Source organism: Streptomyces sp. NBC_01320, from assembly GCF_035974375.1.
Taxonomy (GTDB): Bacteria; Actinomycetota; Actinomycetes; order Streptomycetales; family Streptomycetaceae; genus Streptomyces; species Streptomyces yanii.
This window is the reverse complement of sequence record NZ_CP108390.1, coordinates 6,284,410-6,303,803: the sequence shown is the minus strand read 5'-3', so window position 1 is coordinate 6,303,803 and position 19,394 is coordinate 6,284,410. Positions and strand designations below refer to the sequence as shown.

Sequence of the window (19,394 nt, the reverse complement as noted above, 5' to 3'; positions counted from 1 at the left end):
TCAACCATCACCCCCACGGAGGCGGGCGCCATGGAGTTCGGGATCTTCACCGTCGGAGACGTCACCACCGACCCCACCACCGGCAGGACACCGACCGAGCACGAGCGGATCAAGGCGACCCTCGCGATCGCCCTGAAGGCCGAGGAAGTGGGCCTGGACGTCTTCGCGACCGGCGAGCACCACAACCCGCCGTTCGTCCCGTCCTCGCCGACGACCACGCTCGGCTACATCGCCGCCCGCACCGAGAACCTGATCCTCTCGACGTCCACGACGCTGATCACCACCAATGACCCGGTGAAGATCGCCGAGGACTACGCGACGCTGCAGCACCTCGCGGACGGCCGGGTCGACCTGATGATGGGGCGCGGGAACACCGGGCCGGTCTACCCGTGGTTCGGCAAGGACATCCGCCAGGGCATCCCGCTCGCCATCGAGAACTACGCCCTGCTCCACAAGCTGTGGCGGGAGGACGTCGTCGACTGGGAGGGCAAGTTCCGTACACCCCTGCAGTCCTTCACCGCGACCCCGCGCCCGCTGGACGGCGTCCCGCCGTTCGTCTGGCACGGTTCCATCCGCTCCCCGGAGATCGCGGAGCAGGCCGCGTACTACGGCGACGGGTTCTTCCACAACAACATCTTCTGGCCCATCGAGCACACCAAGAAGATGGTGGACCTCTACCGGCAGCGGTACGCGCACTACGGGCACGGCACCGCCGAGCAGGCCATCGTCGGCCTCGGCGGCCAGGTGTTCATGCGGAAGAACTCGCAGGACGCGGTACGGGAGTTCCGCCCGTACTTCGACAACGCGCCGGTCTACGGGCACGGCCCCTCCCTGGAGGACTTCTCGCAGCAGACGCCGCTGACCGTCGGCTCCCCGCAGGAGGTCATCGAACGGACCCTGTCGTTCCGTGACGCCGTCGGCGACTACCAGCGCCAGCTGTTCCTGATGGACCACGCGGGACTCCCCCTGAAGACGGTCCTGGAGCAGCTCGACATCCTCGGCGAGGAGGTCGTCCCGGTGCTGCGCAAGGAGTTCGCCAACATGCGGCCGGCCGGAGTACCGGAATCCGCCCCCGTCCACCCGGCCGTCGCCGCCCGCACGAAGGAGATCTGACCCACCATGCAGAACGAGGCTCTGAAGATCGTCGCGGTGTCCGCAGGGCTGAGCCAGCCGTCGTCGACCCGGCTGCTGGCCGACCGGCTGGCGGCCGCCGCCCGGGAGCGGCTGGCCGCCGAGCAGGACCGGCCGGTGGAGGTCCGGGTGATCGACCTGCGCGATCTGGCCGTCGACATCGCGAACCACCTGGTGACGGGGTTCCCACCGCGGGCGCTGAGCGAGGCGATCGACGCGGTGACGGCGGCGGACGGCCTGATAGCCGTGTCGCCGGTCTTCACCGCCTCGTACAGCGGGCTGTTCAAGTCGTTCTTCGACCTGATCGACAACACGGCGCTGACCGGCAAGCCCGTCCTCGTCGCGGCGACCGGCGGCACCGGTCGGCACTCGCTCGTCCTGGAGCACGCGATGCGGCCGCTCTTCGCCTACCTGCGAGCCACCGTCGTACCGACGTCCGTGTACGCGGCGTCGGAGGACTGGGGCTCGTCCGGTGACGAGTACACCGAGGGGCTGCCGTCCCGGATCCGGCGCGCGGGCGGCGAACTCGCGGGGATGATCGCGGGCGGCCGGGCGGTCTCCGGGGCGTCCAGGGCACCGGGGCTCGACGACGAGGTGGTGCCGTTCGAGCAGCAACTCGCCGACCTGCGGCTGGACTGACCTGCCGCCGCTCGAGCGGGGTGGACCCACCCGGAGAGCATCTGTCCGGTTTGATTACAGTTACCCGTAAAGGTGCACCGTGAGGTGTATCACGCAGATGTGAGCTGAACCGAGCTGGAGGCAGAGATGGGCAGGATCGTGGTGGGCGTGGACGGCTCCGAGTCGTCGATCAAGGCGCTGCACTGGGCCGTACGCCAGGCCGAGCTGACCGGTGACTCGGTGGAGGCCGTCAACAGCTGGGAGTACCCCGCGACCAGCTGGGCGTCCATGATGCCGGGTATGCCGGAGGACTTCGATCCGCAGGCTCTGGCGATCGTCTCGCTCACCGAGGCGCTGGAGGAGGCCCTCGGCGCCGAGGGCGCGGCCGCGGTCAGCAAGATCGTGGTGATCGGCAACCCGGCGCAGGCCCTGCTGGACCGTGCGAAGGGCGCGAACCTGCTGGTCGTCGGAGCACGCGGATACAGCGGCTTCAAGGCGACCCTGCTCGGGTCGGTCAGCCTCCATGTCACTCAGCACGCGCCGTGCCCGGTGACGGTCGTCCGCGACTGACCGGGTGAACTCGAAGAACGAAGAGGAGGGGCGGTCCCGTTCGGGGCCGCCCCTCCTCGAATCCTTCCTACAGCTCCACCACGTCCGCGACGACACACGTCACGTTGTCCGGGGCGCCCGCCACACCCGCCAGGGCGACCAGCTCCCGTACGGCCGTGTCGGGGCCGTCCGCCGCACCGAGTGCCCCGGCCAGTTCCGCACCGTCGACCACCGCCGACAGACCGTCCGAGCAGAGCAGATAGCGGTCGCCGGACCGGACTTCCCGCAGGTGTACATCCGGGCGCACCGGGGCATGGTCCTGCGCGGCGGCGCCCGTCAGGGCGCCCAGCAGCAGGGCGCGCTGCGGATGCGAGGCGGCTTCCTCCTCTGTGAGCGAACCGTCGTCGATCATCGACTGGACCAGACTGTGGTCGTGCGTGATCCGGAACAGTTCGCCACCGCGCAGCAGATACGCCCGCGAGTCCCCTATGTGCACCAGGCCCAGCTGCGAACCCGTCCAGACCATCGCGGTCAGCGTCGTCCCCGACTCTTCCGGCGCACCGCCCGCTCCGACCGCGTCCCGTACCGCCTGTGCGGCCAGGTCCGCCGCGTCCCTCAAGGCGTTCAGGAGTTCCCCGGCCGACCCAGCATCCCGTGTCGCCCCCTTCAGCGCGTCGATCGCTGCCGTGCTCGCCCCGGCGCCGCGTTCCCCGAACCCGTCGGCGACCGCGAGCAGCCGGGCCCCGGCGAACGCCGCGTCCTGGTTGGTCCCGCGCACCGCACCCCGGTCGGACAGGGCCGCATACCGGATTCCGAGCGTCCCCAGGGCTTCCTGGGCTGTGTACTCCTGCGTCATGGTGACTTCCTCCGCTGACAGCTGGTCGACGAGGAAGGTCACCAGGTCCCGCCGGGCCGCCGTCTCGGCCTCCACCCGTGCCCAGTACGCCCGGATCGCCGCAGCGGCCGCGCCCTCATCGAGCGCGACCACCTCCTTGATCCCGGCCAATGGCATGCCGACCCGGCGAAGCCACGCCACCAGCCTGGCCGTCCGGAGCTGCGAACCGTCGTAGTACCGGTAGCCGTTCGCCGGGTCGACCAGGGCCGGCCTGAGCAGTCCCAGTTCGTCGTAGCGACGCAGAGCCTTCGCGGACAGCCGGGACGACCGGGCGAACTCCCCGATCGTCACCAGACCCGCGGCGTCATTCGTGCGCGCCTCGCGTTCCACCGCAGACCTCCTCGTACCGGACGGTCCCGCCCGGCCCCGCCGATGCTGGGGCTTCCCCCGCGGAGAAGGTCAAGGATGAAGGAGGAGACGGGGCGCGGAGTCAGTCCTCCGTCACGTGGAACGCGTAGAAGGCGCAAACCCACATCGCGGCTCCGGTCACCAGGGCCAGGACGGAGGACGCGAGCACGCTCTTGTCGGACAGGCTGTACAGGAAGCCGACCGTACCGCCGAACAGCACGCCGTAGGCGGTGGCCTTGGTTCCCGTCGGCAGCCGCTTCTGTACCCGGCCGAGGCCGTAGCAGAGCGCCGCCAGCACGGCGCCGGTGATCAGACCGAGCGCGAGCTGCGTGCCGGTGAGCACACCGCCGCCGCGCACGATGGACGTCGCCCACCAGCCCGCGATCACGCCGAGGGCGACGGGCATGGCCCAGCTGAGTGTGCTGGGGCGGTGGGGGCGCGCCCGCGTGCGCCTCCGCGTCGGCATCGAAGCGTGTGTCGTCATGGCCGAAAGCTCCTTCCGTCACCCCGTTCCCTCCAGGGCACACCCCGTCGTGGGGCCCGGCAACTCGAATGGCGCACCGCCCGGAGCGCACCGCTGCCGTCCGGGATTCCCTTGAGGGGTGCGGACCTCTCTCTCGGTGGCGTTGTCGACGGTACTGCTTGTGCTGCTCGCCGTTCTCGTCCCGCTGAGTGCGCTGGCCGCCTGGGTCGATCTGGAGATCGACAACACGGACCGGTACGTCGCCGCGGTGGAACCGCTCGCCTCCGACCCCGATGTACGGGCCATCGTGGCCGGTCTGATCACCGACGAGGCGATGAAGCAGATCGACGCCGGGCCGCTCCAGGACACCGTACGGGGCTTCCTGTACGAGGCGGTGCAGTCGTTCACCACCACCGATGCCTTCCGTACCGCTTGGGACGCCGCCAACCGCACCGCCCACCAGGCGATCACCGCCGCGCTGAACGGAAACACCGGCGAGGCAGTGACCATCGATCTGGCGCCGGTGTCGGAGCAGGTCAAACACAATCTGCTGGACAGCGGGGTGCCGCTCGCCGACCGGATCCCGGTCCAGCACACCGAGATCACGCTGATCTCCGCCGACCGCGCCGACCAGCTGCGCCACACCTTCCGCCTGCTCCGCGCCGGCAGCATCTGGCCCGCCGTCGGGACCGTGTTGTTCGCTCTCGCGGCCGTGGCCGTCGCGGCGGTACGCGGCCTGCCGGGACGGCGGGGCGCCGCCCATTCCGCACTGACGGCCATGGCGCTCGTCGGGCTCGGATTCGCCCTCGGTGCGCTGGTGCTGCGCGCACTGATCGCCATCGCCCGGAACCGGGTGCTGGCCGGGGTGCCGGGCAGCGACCACGACGCGGCGGCGGCGGTCTACGACGCGCTGACGGCTTCGCTCCGCACGACGGTGTGGATCGTCCTCGGTGCGGGGCTGGCAGTGGCGCTGTGTGCGATGGTCGCGCGGGTGTGGGCGGGGCGGGGGTCCTCCGCACGGGCTTGATCCGGCCCACCCCGCCCGGGAGAGGATGCGGGCAGCCCTCTGCCCGGTCCTTGCGAAAGGCCCCCCTGTGAACAGCACCGAGCCCGCCGGTACGGGTACGCGCAGGCGACCCGCGCTCCTCGTCGGGCTCGACCTGCACGCCGACAGGCTCTGAGCGCCGGACGCCGCGCCCGGTTCGACGTGCGGCGGCGAGCGGGCCGGGCAAGAGTGGAGTCCAGGACTGCGTGACCGTCGAGGTCGACTGAGAGGTCTTCCGTATGCGAGCCATAGCCGTCAGCGCGTTCCGGGCCGATCCTTCACTGATCGAGCTTCCCAAGCCGGATCCCCGGGCCGGCGAGGTGCGGGTGAAGATCGTGTACGCCGCGCTCAACCCGTGCGACTGGCAGATCGCGGACAACGCCCCGGAAGGGGCTGCGGAGCCGGTGTTCCCGCTGGTCGTCGGCGTGGACTACGCGGGTCGGGTGGACATGATCGGCAGCGGCGAGAACCGCTTCCGGGTCGGCGACGAGGTCTTCGGCCGGGTGAGCGGATCGCCGGCCGGCGCGGGCACGTACTGCGACTACGTGTCCGTCCCGCAGGACTCCACGATCACCCTGGTCCCGGACGGTCTCCCGCTCCGGACCGCTGCGGCGCTGCCGTCCGCCGGGATGGCCGCGGCGCAGCTCCTGGAGACCGCGGTGCTCCGCGGCCACGAGAGTCTGCTCGTCATCGGGGCGGCGGGCGGCGTCGGCAGCTATCTGACCCAGCTCGCGTCCGCCCGGGACCTGCGCGTCCTCGCCGCCGTGCGCGGCGACGAGCGCGGGCGGATGAGGGCGCTCGGCGCCACGGTCACGATCGACACGACGGCCCTTCCGCTCGAAGCGGCGGTACGGGAGGCGTGCCCGGAAGGCGTCGATGCGCTCGTCGACCTGGTGTCCACCACCCCGGACGGCTTCGTGGCACATGCGGCACTGGTACGGGCCGGGGGTGTGGCCGTCTCCACGCGGGGCGTCGCCTGGCGGGCCGCCCTTCCCGCCGGTGTCAGCGGTATCGACTTCCGCCTGGAGCCGACACCCGTGCTGCTCGACGTCCTGGCGACGGGGGCCCTGGAGGGCGTACTCAAGGTGCCCATCGACATCGAACTCCCGCTGGAGAAGGCCCCGCAGGCGCTCGACCGCAACCGCACGGGCGGCGCCCGCGGCAAGACCCTGTTCGCACTCTGACCCGCGTTCAGAAATTCCGGGGGAGACGACAGGGACGAGCCTCCGGGCCGACGAGACGTCGCACCTGCGTACGGTGGAGGTCCAACTCGATCAGTGCTGGGACCTGCTGCGGCAGCGTCGCGCCCTCAGCGAGTTCGGCGACGACCCGAACGCGGTGAGGGTCCGTCCCGCCGACGAAGCAGAGGGCTACCGGAGCTGACCGCACGTCGTCGTAGGGGGAGCCCGTTGGCAGAGGCCGAGGCGGAACGGAAGCGTGCCGCACCACCGAGCTGGCTGCTGAGCGGGCTCCGTCCGCTCTCCGCTCCCATCCCGTGGGCCGCCGCCGTCCGTGCCTCCATCGCCATGGCCGGACCGCTGGCCGTCGGCTTCGCGCTCGACCGGCCGGCCTACGGCGCGCTCGTCTCCATGGGCGCGCTCTCCGGCGTCATCGGCGACACCGCCGACGCGTACCGGATGCGGGTCCTGAACATCGCCGTGCCACAGCTGTTCGGCGCGGTCGGCATCATGCTCGGCACGCTGGTGTACGGGACCGGCTGGGCGGCCGTCGCCGTGCTGACCGCCGTCGGGCTGCTCTCCGGGATGATGTCGACGATCGGCGCGGTCGCCTCCGTGTCCGGGCTGCTGCTCCTGCTCAACTCGGTCGTCGGAGCCGGACTGCCCCTGCCGGCCCCCTGGTGGGTGGCGCCGCTGCTGCTGACGCTCGGTGGACTGTTCGTGCTCGCCCTGACGCTGCTGGCCTGGCCGATGCGGCGGAAACTGCCGGAGCGGGTCGCGGTCGCGGACACGTACCTCGCCGTCGCCGATCTGCTGGCCGCCGCGGGCACCGACGGGTACGAGAAGCGGCGGCAGGCGGTCACCCAGTCGCTGAACACCTCGTACGACCTGATCCTCGCCCGCCGGGCCCGCTACCACGGGCGCAGCGCCGCGATGGTGCGGCTGCTCGCCCAGCTCAATGTGGTCATCCCGCTCGTCGAGGCGGCGCCCGCGGTGCATGTGCGGCGGTCCCGGCTGCCCGACGCGATCCCGGCGGCGGTGAGGGAACTGGCGGCGGCCGTCGAAGAGAGCCGCACCGGGGGCGCCGAACCGGAGCTGCCCGCGCCCGACTCGCCCGCCACCCGGGCCGTGGACAGCGCGCTGCGTCACGCGGCCGCCGTCGTGCACAACGCCGACGTCGATCCGTACAACGTCGACGACCGGCTCGGACGCCCCGCCGCGCTGGGGGTACGGATGCGGCGGGCGACCCGGGCCGTGCTGTTCTCCGGGACGTCCTGGCGGTACGGACTGCGACTGGCCCTCTGCATCGGCCTGGCCCAGGCGCTGACCTCGCTGGTCGCCGTGGACCGCTCCTACTGGGTGGCGCTGACCGTCACGTTCGTGCTGAAGCCGGACTTCGGCTCGGTCTTCTCGCGTGCGGTGCTGCGCGCCCTGGGCACGGCGGCCGGTCTCGTCATCGCCACGCCGATCCTCACCGCGGTGCCGATCGGGTGGTGGGACGTACTCGTGATGGTGGTGCTGGCCGCGCTGATCCCGGCGTTCACGGCCAAGGGGTACGCATTCCAGACCGCGGCCATCACGCCGGTCATCCTGCTGCTGTCCGACGTGCTGAACCACCAGGGCGTCGCCCTGGTCGAGCCGCGCCTGGTGGACAGTCTCCTCGGCTGCGCGATCGTGCTCGTGGCGGGCTATCTGCTGTGGCCGGAGAGCTGGCACACCCGGATCGGACACCGGCTCGCGAACGCGGTCGCGGACATCGCCGACTATGTGGCGTACGCCTTCGACCCGGGCAGTGACGGTCGCGGGGGCGAGCGGATCTCCCCCGTCGACCAGGCGGAACGGGTACGGGCGCGGCGCCGCATCTACCGCGATCTGTCCTCCGTACGGTCCGAGTTCCAGCGCGCCCTGACGGAACCGCCCCCGGTCGGCACCCGGGCCGCCGCCTGGTGGCCCCTGGTCGTCGCGGTCGAGCGGATCGTGGACGCGGCGACGGCGGCACGGGTCCGGGTCGATCACGGTGCACCGGAACCGGCGCCGGAGGAAGTGGCCGAGATCCAGCAGCAGCTCCGGGAATTGGCGGAGGGGCTGCGGGCGAGCGAGGACCTGGTGAGCGTACGGACCGAGCTGCCGGGCGACGAGGTGGGGGTACTTGCGCCGCTGCGCCAGGAGGTCGCGGCGGCGCGGGCGATCGCCTCACCGCAGCCGTAGACGCAGGCGGACGCGGGCTCGGACGAACGCGTCACGCCCGCCGTCCAGGGGGACGGCTCAGGCCGGCCGGTCCCCGTGGCCGCGGCTCTGCAGGCGTTCCATCTCGCGGCGGTCGCGCTTGGTCGGGCGGCCCGTGCCGCGGTCGCGGACCGGCACCTGGATGACCGCTTCGCGCGGCGGCGGGGGCGGGCTGTTGTCGACGAAGCACTCCGCCGCCACCGGCGGGCCGACCCGCTTCTTCACGATCCTGGACACGACGACGATCCGGTCGCGGCCGGCGTGCCGGAGCCGTACCTCGTCCCCCACATGCAGGGTCTGCGCCGGCTTGGCACGGTCCCCGTTGACCTTGACGTGCCCCGCGCGACAGGCGGCAGCGGCCTGCGAGCGGGTCTTGGTCAGCCGTACCGACCAGATCCAGCTGTCGACGCGGACGCTTCCCTCCGCCTGCGGTGCCTCACCCGAAACCATGTCTCCGACTGTAGGCCTTCCGCCCGAACTGTGAACCTCGTACGGGAGTCACGTAACACTCGTACCGCCCAAGCCGACACAGCTGTAACCACGGGACTACGATGCGGACGATCTTCCTGAACGGACTGACCACATCCGTTCGGAGTTTCGGAGATCTGTTTCTGACATGCCGCCATATGTCGTGCCGCTGAAGGATGTACGGGGACTCCGCCGGGCACGCCGTACCTCCGGAAGCAGTTGAGAACAGCGATGCGCAGCACGCCCGCCCGGCCCGGCCGTGGGCTCCAGCCCAATGTCCTCGGTACGTTCAACACGATCGTGATGGCGGTCGCGGGCAGCGCCCCCGCCTATTCGCTGGCCGCCACCAGTGCCGTGCTCGTCGGTACGGTCGGTCTCGGCGCGCCCGCCGCCCTGCTGTACTGCGCGATACCGATGCTCGGCATCGCCCTCGCCTACCGGCAGCTCGGCCGGATCGACGTCAACGCGGGCGCCGGCTACTCCTGGGTCGGCAGGACCCTGCACCCGTTCCTCGGCTTCCTCAGCGGCTGGGCGCTGGTCGTCGCGGCGACCCTGTTCATGGTCGCCGGATCGCTGCCCGCGGGGACGATGACGCTGACCGTCATCGACTCGCGCTTCGCCGACAACACGACACTCGCCACCCTCATCGGGGCGGGCTGGTTCCTGCTGATGCTGCTCGTCGTGCTCGGCGGTGCCCGGCTCAGTGCCCGAACGCAGCTGCTCATCTCCGGGGTCGAGCTGGTGATCCTGCTGCTCTTCGCGGTCGTCGCGCTGGTCCGAGGCTCCTCGGGCACCGGGGCCGGTGCCGCACATGCCTTCGAATGGTCCTGGCTCGGCTTCGGGCACTTCGACGGGGTCTCCGGCTTCGCCTCCGGCGCGCTGATCGCCGCGTTCTACTACTGGGGCTGGGACGTCACCGGCAACCTCAGCGAGGAGACCCGCGACAGCCGCCGCACCGCGGGGCTGGCCGGGATCATCGGCGTGCTCACCGTCTTCGCGCTCGTCGAAGTGTTCGCGATCGCGGTGAACGTGATTCTCTCCCCCGACGACATCCAGCAGCACAGCGCCAACGTACTGACCGTGCTCGGGGAGAAGGTGTGGCCCGGCGTCGGCGGAAAACTTCTGGTGGTGGCGGTGATGCTGTCCACCGTTGCGACCCTGCAGACCACGCTCATCCAGGTCACGCGCTCCCTGTTCGCGATGGGCCGCGACCGCACGATGCCCGCCGCGTTCGGCCGGGTGCACCGCAGCTGGAACACGCCGTGGGTGGCTGTCGCGGCCGTGGGCGGGGTCGCCCTCGTCCTGATCCTCGCCTCGCTCGCCCTCGGCCACGTGCAACGGATCCTGGGGGTGGCCGTGCAGGCCATCGGGCTGCAGATCGCCGTGTACTACGGGCTCGCGGGGCTGGCCGCCGTCGTCGCGTACCGCAAACTGCTCCTCCGCTCGGTCCCGGACTTCGTCCTCGGCGGGCTCTGGCCGCTGACCGGCTCGCTCTTCATGTTCTGGATCTTCTTCGAGGCGCTCGGCGACTTCAGCAGAACGGCGCTCGCGCTCGGCCTCGGCGGTCTCGCCATGGGTGTCGTCCCGATGCTCTGGTACCGGCGGCGCGGCAGCTCGTACTACCGTCCGGCGAAACTCGATGCCTCGCGGACCGTGCAGGCCGAGGATTCGTCCGGTTACACCGATTCCGCCACGATCGTCACCGACTTCTGATCCCCGGCCCCTCCCCCCCCCCACCGGCCCCGAGAGGAGACGACCCTCCGAGCATGGCTGTACGCCGACGCCGCACCCCCCCACCCGTGCGCTTCGACCCGGATTTCGGCGACCGGTCGCTCACCGCGGCCCGCCAGGACATCGTCATCGGCCGCTGGCAGGGCGTACGCGATCTGCTGCAGGCCACCGGCAACGCGTGGGCCCTGCGCACCCACCGGACCCGGCTGCTCGCCCACGCCGCCGCGGGCAGCTCCACCGTGGAGACCTGGCTCGCCGCCGAACCGAAGAACGCCGACGCGCATGTGCTGAAGGCGGCGACCGACGTCGTACGGCTCTTCGGGCGGGCCGTCATGGCGGGCCGCGGCATCGCCGTCGACCAGGACCGGGTGGACCGGGTCGTCCGGTGCTGCCTGCGGGCCGCCGAGGCCTGCCCGTCCGACCCGATGCCGTGGGCGTCACTGCTGACCGTGGCGCGGCTGTACGAGGACGGGGCCCGGTGCCGGATCACGCAGTGGTGGGACGAACTGCTGCGCCGCGACCCCCACCACATGGAGGGGCACACACAGCTGCTGCGCTACTACTCGGCGCGCTGGCACGGCACCCACGGCACCATGTACGACTTCGCGCGCGACGCGGCGGGCGCGGCGCCGCCCGGTTCGTCGCTTCCGGTGCTGGTGCAGATCGCCAGGGTCGAGGAGTACCGGTACGTCTCGGATGCCACGCACGGGCGGCCTGTCGTGGCGCCGCGCACCGGGCAGCAGCACTGGGACCACGAGCTTGCGGTGACCGAGGTGTGCCGCACCTGGGAGCGGTGGCTCGGGATGCGTGCGGCGGGGCCGGTGCCCCCGGAGGAAGTCGGCGAGCTGAACTACTTCGCGCACGCAGCCTGTTACGCGGGGCGGCCCGCGGAGGCCGCGGACGCGTTCCGGCTGCTGGACGGCCGGGCAGTGCGGGTGCCGTGGTCCTACACGGGGGACGCGGAGGCGCAGTTCACGCGGTGGCGCCGCCAGGTCGCCACCGCGTGAACGCTTGCGCGGGTGGGGCTCAGACGCCGATGTCGCGGCCGTCCTTGCGCCAGACGGCGACGACCGACGGGCGCACGATCCTGCCCGGACCGTCCGGCCAGCTGCTCGCCGGCTTCTCGACGGACGCGCCATCGATCTCGCCCGGGTGCTGGACCGCGACGAGCACCCGGCGGTCCTGGACCAGCGGACCGCAGGTCTCTGCGCCGCTCGGCACGGTCAGGAACTGCTTGAGCTCACCGCGCCGCTCGCCCTGGGTGGCGACCCCGAACAGGCCGTCGTGCGAGCCGAGCTGGTTGCCGTCCGTGGCGATCCACAGGTTGCCGTGCGGGTCGAACGCCACGTTGTCCGGGCAGGAGATGGGGCTGACCTTCTCCTTGGGGAAGCCGGAGAAGTACGTCGCCGGGTCGTTCGGGTCGCCCGCGACGAGGAACAGCCGCCAGGCGAACCCGTCGCCCGCCGGGTCGTCCCCGTACTCCGCGAGCTCCAGGATCTGGCCGTGCTTGTTCAGGTTGCGCGGGTTCGCCTCGTCGACGCCCGCCTTGCCCGGCTTGCCGCGGTCGGTGTTGTTCGTCAGCACGACATAGACCCGGCCGGTGCGCGGCGACGGCTCGACGTCCTCGGGGCGGTCCATCTTCGTGGCGCCGACCTTGTCACCGGCCAGCCGCGTGAAGACGTACACCTCCTCGGCGGTCATCCCGGGCACGTGGGAGGTGTTGCCCGTCGCCAGTGGGATCCAGACGCCACTGCCGTCGAACTCACCGTCGGAGGGAAGCTTCCCGGTGCCGTCGATCTCGGCGGCCGGGGAGTCGCCGGTCAACCTGGCGACGTACAGAGTCCCCTCGTCCAGGAGGGTGAGGTTGTGCTCGCGGGCGGCCCGCGAGTTCCCCTTCTTCATCTTCTTCGACGATACGAACTTGTAGAAGTAGTCGAAGCGTTCGTCGTCGCCCATGTAGACGACCGGCCGGCCGTCGGCGGTCAGGCGGGGCTGTGCGGCCTCGTGCTTGAAGCGGCCGAGCGCGGTGCGCTTGCGCGGCGTCGCGTCCGGGTCGTACGGGTCGAGCTCGACCACCCAGCCGAAGCGGTGCGCCTCGTTCGGCTCCTGCGCCAGGTCGAACCGCTTGTCGAAACGCTCCCACTTGCGCTCGGTGGCACCGGCCGCGATGCCGTACCGCTTGTCGGTGTCGCTGGAGCCGTTGGCGAAGTACTGGTTGAAGTTCTCCTCGCCGTGCAGCGTGGTGCCCCACGGGGTCGTGCCACCCGCGCAGTTGTTGAGCGTGCCGAGCACCTTGCGGCCGGTGCTGTCGACGGACGTACGGAGCAGGGGACTGCCCGCGGCCGGGCCGGTGACCTTGAACTCACTGGTCGCGGTGAGGCGGCGGTTCAGCGGGTGGCGGCTGACCGGCGACAGCTTGCCGGTGCGGCTCTCGTCCTGGACGACGACTACGGACAGTCCGTGCGCGGCCCAGGCGATCTCGACCTGCTCGCGGGTCGGGTTGGCCGGATCGTAGCCACGGAACATGAGGTTCTCGTCCGTGTACTCATGGTTGGCGACCAGAACCTGGCGGCCGTGCTCACCGCCGAGCGGGAGCAGGGAGAGGAAGTCGTTGTTGTAACCGAACTGGCCCGCCTGCGCCTTCGCGGACTGCTTGTCCGGGTCGAAGGCGGGCGCACCGCGCAGAATCGGCTCGCCCCAGCGGATCACGACGTTCTGGCCGTAGCCGTCCGGGACGGTGACCTTGTCGTCCTTGTTCGGCGCGACGGGTGCGAAGCGCAGGCCACGGGCGCCTGAGGCGGCGGGAGTCGTCGGCCTGTCCGGCGTGTGCCCGTGGCCCGCGAGCGCGGCGGCCTCGGCCTGCGGCGCGGCCGGGCCGGCCAGAACGGTCGTCCCGGCGGCCGCGGCAACGGTCACCACGGCTGCGGCACGCATCATCGAACGGCGCGAAAGGGCACCGGCAATGACATCGCCGACGTATTCGTTGTCGCTGGTGTTCGGAATCTCCTGGAAGCAGGCGTCGCCACAGCGGTAGCGGCAGGTCAGCGCAGAGCGCCCGCCCGGGTGCGAGCTGATGAGCGGCAGCAGGTTGCGCACGTGATTTCCCTCCATATGTGTGTCTCGCGTGACGGTAGGTGCGCTGTCACGCGGTACGAGGGACTCCGCATGAACGGGGAGTGAAGTCAGGGCCACCGCTGCCCGTTTGACACGGGCGCGGGCCGCACCAACGAACGGCCGGATCCGGCCGCTAACCTTACGTATCCGCCCTGGCCAGGGATAAATTCCCGCAGTACGGACATTCATCGCACCCAACTCATGCGAAAGGCCTCGCCCATGGGCATTCGGAGCTTGCTGCGCAAGGTGTTCGGCCGCGACCGCGCGGAGCAGGACGAACCGACGACGGCCACGGTCCCGCCCCAGACGGAGCGCACCGGGCCGACAAAGTCGGAGCCCGTCGCGGTAACGGTGACGGCGGACGAGACGGTGGCGGCATCCACCCCGCCCGCCAAGGCCTCGGTGCCCGCTCCCGCCTCGCGCCGGTCCACCTCACCCGAGAGCGGACTGGCGGCGGACCTGGTGGCGGAGGCCTTCGACAAGGCGTCGGCCCCCACCCCGAAGTCCACCCCCACAGTCCCGGCCCAGGGCTCGGCCCCGGAGCCGGCCGTGGCCTCGGTGGAGCCGGTCGCGGAGGCGAGCGCTGCGGAGCCGGAAGCGGAGCCGGTTGCTGCCGAGGCCGAAGCCGAGCCGGTCGCCGCCGAGGCCAAGCCGGAGGACGCCGCCGAGAGCGAGCCGGTCGCCGCCGAAGTCGAGCCGGAGGCTGCTGCCGAGGCTGCGGTGGAGCCGGAAGCGGAGGCGGTCACTGCGGTGCCCGAGGCCGAGCCGGTCGCTGCCAAGGCTGAGCCGGTTGTTGCCGAGGCCCAGGTTGAAGCGGAGCCTGCCGCAGTGGAGGTTGAGGCCGAGCCGGTCGCCGCCGAGATCCAGCGGGAGGCCACCGCCGAGGCCGAGGCCGAGGCCGAGCCCGAGGCTGAGCCGGTCGCGGCCAAGGGCGAGGACGAGGCCGCACAGGTCGCCGCCGAGGCCCAGCCGGAGGCCGTCGCCGAGACCGAACCGGTCGCCGCCGAAGCCCAGGTTGAGCCCGAGGCCGAGCCGGTCGCCGTGGTCGCCGTGGTCGCCGTGCCGGAGACCCCGGCCGAGCCCGAGCCGACCGCACCGGAGACCCCGGCCGAGCCGGAGACGGTCGTCGTGGCGGCCGTGGCCGAGCCCGTGGCCGAGCCGGAGACGCCGGCCGAGAGCGAGCCGACCGCCCCCGCCTCCGCACCCGAGCCCGCACCGGTTGCCGCCGCGGTCGACCCCGAGCCCGCACCGGAACCGGCCGCAGAGGCCCCCGTCACCGACGCGCCCGTCGAGGCCCCCGCACCCGCCTCCGACGGGACCACCCCTGCCCTCCCCCTCGCCCGGGTCACGTCCAGTGCGCCTGCGCTCGCCGAGCCGTACAAGGCTGCCCAGGCCGCGCTGGAGGCGCACGGGCTGACCGGCCTCCGCGCCACCGTCTATCTGGTGCTCGACCGTTCCGGCTCCATGCGGCCGTTCTACAAGGACGGCAGCGCCCAGCACCTGGGCGACCGCACGCTCGCACTCGCCGCGCACCTGGACGAGAGCGCGACCGTGCCCGTCGTCTTCTTCTCGACCGACATCGACGGCACCGGCACGGTCGATCTCACCGCTCACGAGGGCCGGATCGACGAGCTGCACGCGGGGCTCGGCCGCCTGGGCCGTACCAGCTACCACCGCGCCGTCGAGGAGGTCGTCGCGCACTACGAGAAGTCGGAGGCCACCGGCCCCGCCCTGGTGATCTTCCAGACGGACGGCCCGCCGGACACCAAGCAGCCCGCCAAGCAGGCGCTCGTCGACGCCGCGCGGCTGCCGCTGTTCTTCCAGTTCGTCGCGTTCGGCGAGGAGGACGCGAAGGGCTTCGACTTCCTGCGGAAGCTGGACGCCCCGAACGCCGCGTTCTTCCACGCGGGCCCCGCCCCGCGCGAGGTGCCGGACGCCACGCTCTACCAGGAGCTGCTTGCCGCGCTCCCCGCCTGGCTCGCCTCCCGCGAGACCGCCGCCGACAAGGGCTGACCAGGCAGTTCGACCGGCAGACGTACGGTCACGGCGAGCCCGCCCCCGGGGCGCGGCACCGCCGTGACCGTACCGTCGTGCGCCACCGCTATGGAACGCACGATCGAAAGACCGAGGCCGGAGCCCGGACCCATCCGGTCGCGGCCCTCGCCCCGCCGGAACGGCTCGAAGAACCCCGGGATGTCCGCCTCCGCCACCACCGGCCCGGTGTTGCACACCTCCAGGACCCCCTCACCGGCCCCGCCCCGCACGAGGGACACCTCCACCGTCCCGTCGGGCACGTTGTACGTCACCGCGTTGGCCAGCAGGTTGGCCACCAACTGGGCCAGCAGCAGCCGGTTCCCCCTTACCCCGCACGGCTGCGCGGAGACCCGCACACTCGGATACCGGGCCGCCTCCTCCGCCACCACCTGCGCGAGATCGACCGCGTCCCGCTCGCCCGCCGCGAGCCCCCGCTCGCTGCGCGCCAGCACCAGCAGCCCCTCGATGAGCCGCTCGCTGCGCCGGTTGTTGTCGAGGAGCGTCTCCCGCGTCCGTACAAGATCCTCAGGGGTCGGGTCGTCCAGTCCGATCTGGATCGCGGCCCGCTGGGTGGCCAGCGGTGTCCGCAGCTCGTGCGAGGCGTTGGCGATGAACCGCCGCTGGCTGTCGAAAGCCTTCTGCAGCCGGGCCAGCAGCGCGTCCAGCGTGTCGCCGAGCTCCTTCAGCTCGTCGTCGGGTCCGCTCGACGCGATCCGTTGGTGCAGCGTGTGCTCGGAGAGGCGGCGCGCCTTCGCGGTCATCGCGTGGACGGGCCGCAGCACCCGCCCCGCGGTCCACCAGCCCACCCCGACCGCGCACGCCGTCATCACGAGCAGCGCGGCCACGGACCAGATCAGCAACTGGTGGCCGGCCGCGTCGCTGACATGGTCGGTGAGGTCGTAGACGGTGGGCGGGCCGAGGCTCCGCCGGGTGATGAGCGGACCGTTCACCGCGTAACCCGGCTGGATGACGGCGGCGGTGGCGGCAATCGCGCGGGCCTGAGAGTCCGTACCGGCGCGGGAGGCAAGGTTGACGGTGGCGAGCAGCGCGGTCCCGAGAACCAGGAACACCCCGCCGTACACGAGCGCGATCCGCGTCCGGATCGTGGCGTGCCGCACGACCCACGGTCGCTTCACAGGGCGTACCCCACGCCCTGCACCGTACGGATCAGGGCGGGCTCCCCGAGCTTCCCGCGCAGCTTGCTCATGCAGACGCGGACGGCGCCGGTGAACGGGTCGGCATTGGCGTCCCAGGCGCGCTCCAGGAGCTCCTCCGCGCTGACCGTCCCGCCGTCCGCCTCCAGCAGCAGCTGCAGCACGGTGAACTCCTTCGGCGAGAGGTCCAGCTCCCGGCCGTCACGGGACGCGGTGCGCCGTACGGAGTCGAGCCGCACGCCGTGCCGCTGCAGCTGCGGCGGCACGGACCGGGCACTGCGCCGCCGCAGCGCCCGTACCCGCGACACCAGCTCCGGGAACTCGAAGGGCTTGCCCAGATAGTCGTCCGCGCCGAGGTCGAGACCCGAGACGCGGTCCTCCATGGAACCGGCAGCGGTGAGCATCAGGATCCGGGTGCGCGAGCCGGAGGCGACGAGTCCGCGCGCCACGTCGTCACCGTGCACCCGGGGCAGATCACGGTCGAGTACGACGACGTCGTAGTCGTGGAGCCCCAAGTAGGCGACGGCCGCGTCCCCGCTGTAGACGGTGTCGACGGCGAACCCCGCCCGCCGCAGACCGGTGGCGACGAGCTCCGCAAGGATCTCCTCGTCCTCGGCGACCAGTACCCGCATCGTGATGTCCCCTGCCTCGTACATGCGTGTCCACTCCCTCCCAGGATGGGACATTGCTACCGGAAGGCATGTTTCGCAAAGGTCTCCACCGACCGTGCGCCCGTTATCGGTGTGAGTGGATCACCCTCGGGCCGTTAGGATTTCGACCATGGCGGCCACTGGATCCGAGAAGCAGGGGGCGACGGCGTACTACGTCTCGACCCCCATTTACTACGTCAACGACGCTCCTCACCTGGGCCACGCCTACACGACCGTCGCAGGCGACGTGCTCTCCCGCTGGCACCGCCAGCGCGGCGAGAAGGTGTGGTACCTCACCGGCACGGACGAGCACGGTCAGAAGATCATGCGCACTGCCGAGGCGAACAACGTCACCCCGCAGGAATGGTGCGACAAGCTCGTCGAGGAGGCCTGGAAGCCCCTCTGGGAGCACCTGAACATCGCGAACGACGACTTCATCCGGACGACGGAGAAGCGGCACACCGACCGGGTGCAGGAGTTCGTGCAGGACCTGTACGACAAGAACGAGATCTACAAGGGCGGGTACGAAGGCCCGTACTGCGTGGGCTGCGAGGAGTACAAGCTCCCCGGCGACCTCATCGAGGCGGAGGACGGCACGAAACTGTGCGCGGTCCACAAGAAGCCGGTGGAGATCCTCAAGGAGGAGAACTACTTCTTCAAGCTGAGCGAGTACGGTCCGAGGCTGCTGGAGTTCTACGCGAACAACCCCGGCTTCATCCAGCCCGAGTCGGCCCGCAACGAGGTCGTGAACTTCGTCAGGCAGGGCCTGCAGGACCTGTCGATCTCGCGCTCGACCTTCGACTGGGGCGTCCCGGTGCCGTGGGACGAGAAGCACGTCATCTACGTGTGGGTCGACGCGCTGCTCAACTACGCGACGGCGGTCGGCTACGGCGCCAACCAGGAGAAGTTCGACGAGACGTTCCCGGCCGATGTGCACCTGGTCGGCAAGGACATCCTCCGCTTCCACGCCGTCATCTGGCCCGCGATGCTGATGGCGCAGGGCCTGCCGCTGCCCGGCAGGGTCGCGGCCAACGGCTGGCTGATGGTCGGCGGCGAGAAGATGTCGAAGTCGAACCTGACCGGCATCAAGCCGCAGGACCTGACCTCGCACTTCGGTGTGGACGCGTACCGCTGGTACTTCCTGCGCGCGATCGCGTTCGGCAGCGACGGCTCGTTCTCCTGGGAGGACTTCACCGCCCGCTACACCTCCGAGCTCGCCAACGACTACGGCAACCTCGCCTCGCGCGTCGCCGCCATGGTCGGCAAGTACTTCGGCGGGGCGCTGCCGGACGCCACGGCCGCCGGTGAGGCCGAGACGGCCGTCCAGGAGGGTCTCGCGAAGGCCGCCGCCACGGCCGACCGGAAGATCGGCGAAGAGCTGGACTTCCAGGCCGGCATCCTGGCGATCTTCGACTTCGTGAAGCAGGTCAACGGCTACATCACGGAGCAGGAGCCTTGGAAGGTCGCCAAGGACGAGTCCCCCGAGGGCCGGGCCCGCCTCGCGACGATCCTGTACACGGCCGCAGAAGCGCTGCGCGGTGTCGCGGTGCTGCTGAACGCGGTGATGCCGGAGACCTCGCAGAAGCTGTGGGAGTCCCTCGGCGCCGAGGCGTCTCTGGGCGCTCTGCCCGACCAGCTCGTGCAGGACGCGGGCAACTGGGGTCAGCTGCCGGCGGGCGCGACGGTGACGAAGGGTGCGGTGCTGTTCCCGCGCCTGGAGGAGAAGCCCGCGTAGGTCTCGCGACGCAGCAGAGGGGCCCGGACCGGTGACGGTGCGGGCCCCTCGCGCA

17 protein-coding genes are annotated in these 19,394 nt (G+C 71.3%); 11 read left to right on the top strand and 6 right to left on the bottom strand.

Features of this window, described 5'->3' with window-relative positions; genetic code table 11:
* Positions 1 to 30 precede the first annotated feature (30 nt).
* The 3 genes from OG395_RS28655 to OG395_RS28645 all read left to right on the top strand — a co-directional run bounded on the left by OG395_RS28655 (position 31) and on the right by OG395_RS28645 (position 2,319).
* The gene (locus OG395_RS28655; protein ID WP_266983917.1) at positions 31 to 1,113 is read left to right on the top strand and encodes an LLM class flavin-dependent oxidoreductase; all 1,083 of its coding nucleotides are present in this window, start codon (positions 31 to 33) and stop codon (positions 1,111 to 1,113) included.
* 6 nt (positions 1,114 to 1,119) lie between these two features.
* Positions 1,120 to 1,770, top strand: a complete 651-nt coding sequence (locus tag OG395_RS28650; protein WP_327245494.1) for an FMN reductase — start codon at positions 1,120 to 1,122, stop codon at positions 1,768 to 1,770.
* A 126-nt stretch (positions 1,771 to 1,896) separates the two neighbouring features.
* The gene (locus OG395_RS28645; protein ID WP_327245493.1) at positions 1,897 to 2,319 is read left to right on the top strand and encodes a universal stress protein; all 423 of its coding nucleotides are present in this window, start codon (positions 1,897 to 1,899) and stop codon (positions 2,317 to 2,319) included.
* A 67-nt stretch (positions 2,320 to 2,386) separates the two neighbouring features.
* Here OG395_RS28645 and OG395_RS28640 read toward each other — a convergent pair whose 3' ends face one another.
* Entirely contained in the window at positions 2,387 to 3,523 is a 1,137-nt protein-coding gene (locus OG395_RS28640; protein ID WP_327245492.1) for a MerR family transcriptional regulator, read from the bottom strand.
* Between the two features lie 100 nt (positions 3,524 to 3,623).
* Positions 3,624 to 4,025 (bottom strand): hypothetical protein, encoded by a 402-nt coding sequence (locus tag OG395_RS28635; RefSeq protein WP_327245491.1) that lies wholly within the window; start codon positions 4,023 to 4,025, stop codon positions 3,624 to 3,626.
* Positions 4,026 to 4,143: 118 nt separating this feature from the next.
* On the opposite strand from OG395_RS28635, the gene OG395_RS28630 reads away from it, so the two are divergent.
* The 4 genes from OG395_RS28630 (at position 4,144) to OG395_RS28615 (ending at position 8,435) form a co-directional block, all read left to right on the top strand.
* Positions 4,144 to 5,031: a hypothetical protein gene (locus OG395_RS28630; RefSeq protein WP_327245490.1), complete on the top strand. Its 888-nt coding sequence runs from the start codon at positions 4,144 to 4,146 to the stop codon at positions 5,029 to 5,031.
* Between the two features lie 257 nt (positions 5,032 to 5,288).
* Positions 5,289 to 6,233: an NADP-dependent oxidoreductase gene (locus tag OG395_RS28625; RefSeq protein ID WP_327245489.1), complete on the top strand. Its 945-nt coding sequence runs from the start codon at positions 5,289 to 5,291 to the stop codon at positions 6,231 to 6,233.
* Between the two features lie 73 nt (positions 6,234 to 6,306).
* Entirely contained in the window at positions 6,307 to 6,432 is a 126-nt protein-coding gene (locus OG395_RS28620; protein ID WP_442818608.1) for a DUF2630 family protein, read from the top strand.
* Between the two features lie 26 nt (positions 6,433 to 6,458).
* Entirely contained in the window at positions 6,459 to 8,435 is a 1,977-nt protein-coding gene (locus tag OG395_RS28615; protein WP_327245488.1) for an FUSC family protein, read from the top strand.
* Positions 8,436 to 8,492: 57 nt separating this feature from the next.
* Here OG395_RS28615 and OG395_RS28610 read toward each other — a convergent pair whose 3' ends face one another.
* Positions 8,493 to 8,903 (bottom strand): RNA-binding S4 domain-containing protein, encoded by a 411-nt coding sequence (locus OG395_RS28610; RefSeq protein ID WP_037701878.1) that lies wholly within the window; start codon positions 8,901 to 8,903, stop codon positions 8,493 to 8,495.
* Between the two features lie 249 nt (positions 8,904 to 9,152).
* Here OG395_RS28610 and OG395_RS28605 point away from each other — a divergent pair, with 249 nt between their 5' ends.
* Together OG395_RS28605 and OG395_RS28600 are read left to right on the top strand one after the other, a co-directional pair.
* A complete protein-coding gene (locus OG395_RS28605) occupies positions 9,153 to 10,634 on the top strand; it encodes an APC family permease (RefSeq protein WP_327245487.1) in 1,482 nt (493 codons plus the stop codon).
* A 53-nt stretch (positions 10,635 to 10,687) separates the two neighbouring features.
* Positions 10,688 to 11,659: a hypothetical protein gene (locus tag OG395_RS28600; protein ID WP_327245486.1), complete on the top strand. Its 972-nt coding sequence runs from the start codon at positions 10,688 to 10,690 to the stop codon at positions 11,657 to 11,659.
* Positions 11,660 to 11,678: 19 nt separating this feature from the next.
* On the opposite strand, the gene OG395_RS28595 is transcribed toward OG395_RS28600, so the two are convergent.
* On the bottom strand, positions 11,679 to 13,748 hold the full coding sequence (locus OG395_RS28595) for a PhoX family protein (protein WP_327245485.1): 2,070 nt from the start codon (positions 13,746 to 13,748) through the stop codon (positions 11,679 to 11,681).
* Between the two features lie 237 nt (positions 13,749 to 13,985).
* Here OG395_RS28595 and OG395_RS28590 point away from each other — a divergent pair, with 237 nt between their 5' ends.
* Entirely contained in the window at positions 13,986 to 15,779 is a 1,794-nt protein-coding gene (locus tag OG395_RS28590) for a VWA domain-containing protein (protein WP_327245484.1), read from the top strand.
* Here OG395_RS28590 and OG395_RS28585 read toward each other — a convergent pair.
* Both OG395_RS28585 and OG395_RS28580 read right to left on the bottom strand, forming a co-directional pair.
* A complete protein-coding gene (locus OG395_RS28585) occupies positions 15,710 to 16,936 on the bottom strand; it encodes a sensor histidine kinase (RefSeq protein WP_327245483.1) in 1,227 nt (408 codons plus the stop codon). The two genes, OG395_RS28590 and OG395_RS28585, sit on opposite strands and share 70 nt — an antisense overlap.
* Positions 16,933 to 17,586 (bottom strand): response regulator transcription factor, encoded by a 654-nt coding sequence (locus OG395_RS28580; RefSeq protein ID WP_327249489.1) that lies wholly within the window; start codon positions 17,584 to 17,586, stop codon positions 16,933 to 16,935. The genes OG395_RS28585 and OG395_RS28580 overlap by 4 nt, the downstream gene beginning before the upstream one ends.
* Before the next feature lie 148 nt (positions 17,587 to 17,734).
* On the opposite strand from OG395_RS28580, the gene metG reads away from it, so the two are divergent.
* A complete protein-coding gene (gene metG / locus OG395_RS28575; protein ID WP_327245482.1) occupies positions 17,735 to 19,339 on the top strand; it encodes a methionine--tRNA ligase in 1,605 nt (534 codons plus the stop codon).
* Positions 19,340 to 19,394 lie beyond the last annotated feature (55 nt).

What these genes read in the sequence shown, in the direction of transcription:
- OG395_RS28600 (WP_327245486.1), top strand. Translation starts at nt 10,688, where the DNA reads ATGGCTGTACGCCGACGCCGCACCCCCCCACCCGTGCGCTTCGACCCG.
- OG395_RS28610 (WP_037701878.1), bottom strand. Translation starts at nt 8,903, where the DNA reads ATGGTTTCGGGTGAGGCACCGCAGGCGGAGGGAAGCGTCCGCGTCGAC.
- OG395_RS28655 (WP_266983917.1), top strand. Translation starts at nt 31, where the DNA reads ATGGAGTTCGGGATCTTCACCGTCGGAGACGTCACCACCGACCCCACC.
- OG395_RS28580 (WP_327249489.1), bottom strand. Translation starts at nt 17,586, where the DNA reads ATGCGGGTACTGGTCGCCGAGGACGAGGAGATCCTTGCGGAGCTCGTC.
- OG395_RS28635 (WP_327245491.1), bottom strand. Translation starts at nt 4,025, where the DNA reads ATGACGACACACGCTTCGATGCCGACGCGGAGGCGCACGCGGGCGCGC.
- OG395_RS28605 (WP_327245487.1), top strand. Translation starts at nt 9,153, where the DNA reads ATGCGCAGCACGCCCGCCCGGCCCGGCCGTGGGCTCCAGCCCAATGTC.
- OG395_RS28650 (WP_327245494.1), top strand. Translation starts at nt 1,120, where the DNA reads ATGCAGAACGAGGCTCTGAAGATCGTCGCGGTGTCCGCAGGGCTGAGC.
- OG395_RS28645 (WP_327245493.1), top strand. Translation starts at nt 1,897, where the DNA reads ATGGGCAGGATCGTGGTGGGCGTGGACGGCTCCGAGTCGTCGATCAAG.
- metG (WP_327245482.1), top strand. Translation starts at nt 17,735, where the DNA reads ATGGCGGCCACTGGATCCGAGAAGCAGGGGGCGACGGCGTACTACGTC.
- OG395_RS28590 (WP_327245484.1), top strand. Translation starts at nt 13,986, where the DNA reads ATGGGCATTCGGAGCTTGCTGCGCAAGGTGTTCGGCCGCGACCGCGCG.
- OG395_RS28625 (WP_327245489.1), top strand. Translation starts at nt 5,289, where the DNA reads ATGCGAGCCATAGCCGTCAGCGCGTTCCGGGCCGATCCTTCACTGATC.